Consider the following 1,787-nt stretch of genomic DNA (forward strand, 5'->3'; position numbering starts at 1 on the left):
TTAGGTAATTGCGAAACGAGGTGAAAAAAATCATGTAGCAGATAAACTTTGGATGGATATGGATACCCAAATTAAATCAAATGGGTTGGCGATGTGGAAAGTATTCTCTGAATACTAACAAGACGCGAAAACAGGGCGCACTTATAGCAGGAACTTGAGACTCCGCTTTTTGTGGGGACTCTAAATGCTACGCTATAAGTGGCTTTAAGCTACGGATATATTGATGTTTATGAAGCCTGTCTGCAACCATAACAGTTACCAGCTGGGTTATACCAGCCAGCAGCAGATCTGCATGGAGTGTTTTTTCATTCTGTGTCTTACGGCCTGCCACACAAAAACTGTCCTTGAAATGGTTGATCGCTTTTTCCACATTTACCCGAATCTTGTATGTATCATCCCATTCCTGTGTCCCACGGGCGGTACCAGGGTAAGCCCTGAGGTTCTTCTCCGGATAGATATAGAACATCCGCCCACAGGAGGAATCTGTACAGGGGTCTTCACATTCACAGACCCGTCTGGATTTTTGGGTGGACATATCATATTTCCACTTCATCTTGGGACAGACAAACTTCATGGTGGGAAGCCCGCAGCGCAGATGTGACTTGCTTCCTTCGCGCTTCATTGGCAGGGTGGAGTTTTTGGGACAGCAGGGGAGCCCATCTTCATTAAGGGGACAGTCAGAATCTTCCAGGGCGATCCGTCCGTTAAGGGGGATAAATGCTTTTTCAAAAGGCGCTTCCTGCAGAAGATATTTATAGATCGAAATGGAGTCAAAAGCTGAATCGCCCAAAAATACCTTGGGATTGATGAGTGGATGTTTTAGGAAAAAATCCTTTAACACGGGGATCAAGGCTTTGGAATCGGCAAGGCTCTTGTCTTCGTCCGGAGAATCCGATTTTTTCTCTACAATGATGTCCGGATGGGCGGCAAGGAACTCTTTATTATAGAAAGTGATGTCACGCACAATGCCAAGGCCGTTGGTCACAATACCGAATTTATAGGCATAGCAGAAATGCCCGTTGATATACATCTGTTGTATGGCGGGATTTGCGGCGGCATGGGTAGGCATGGAAGCATAAGCGGCTTTATAAGGGTCGTAAGAATCTTCAAGCCCCTTCGCCTTTTTGAAAGCCTTGAGCTGTCTGATCAGGGTGTTTGCGTATTTCGGGTTATTTTCTGTCACCCATGCCTCAATCCCGGAAGTATCAAACAAGGCCATAGAGGCTTTGAAAACATCGATGGTCTGGCAGATTGGTTCGGTCAGGTCGACAAGGTTATCGAACATTGTTTGTAGATCCAATAGAAAATCCTGCTTGAAGCGGGTGAATTTAGAAGCGTCAGGAACCCGGTCAAACCCGCAGAAATCCCGTAGTTCCTGGGAATATTTCAGGAATAGGATAAGAAGGGAATCCATCGGGATAGAAAAGATGCGCTGCAACAACAGGGCCCACAGCATAGGGTAAAGCTGGTGCACACGGGGCCTGCCGGTGACAGCGTGGAAATGAGTAATGAAAGACACCGGGACAATTTCATCAAGGTCAATGGTTTGTGAGAGGGTTTCAAGGAACGCATATTTGTCGTTATCAAATTTATTTTGGCAATCGATAAAAATATCTGCCAAAGAAAGCTGTTTGTGTGGTATCATAAAAGCACAACTCCTTTACTGGTGGATATGGTTAATTGTTATTCGACATCTCAATTTTACCATAAACCAGTGAGGAGTTGTTTTATTTTGTAGTAAATAATTTCCCGCATTTATGCGGGGTGTAGAGTTTCGCAATTACCTA

At 44.8% G+C, this 1,787-nt stretch carries 1 protein-coding gene; it reads right to left on the bottom strand.

Features of this window, described 5'->3' with window-relative positions:
* Positions 1–187: 187 nt before the first annotated feature.
* Positions 188–1,645 carry an ISNCY family transposase gene (locus tag HMPREF0240_RS23175; protein WP_009005819.1) on the bottom strand — a complete coding sequence of 486 codons (1,458 nt, stop codon included), beginning with the start codon at positions 1,643–1,645 and terminating at the stop codon, positions 188–190.
* Between the last annotated feature and the right edge of the window lie 142 nt (positions 1,646–1,787).

Origin of the sequence: Clostridium sp. D5 (genome assembly GCF_000190355.1) — a bacterium.
GTDB lineage: Bacteria > Bacillota > Clostridia > Lachnospirales > Lachnospiraceae > Faecalicatena > Faecalicatena fissicatena_A.

Excerpts from the sequence above, each read along its gene's own strand:
- HMPREF0240_RS23175 (WP_009005819.1), bottom strand. The coding sequence starts at position 1,645 with ATGATACCACACAAACAGCTTTCTTTGGCAGATATTTTTATCGATTGC.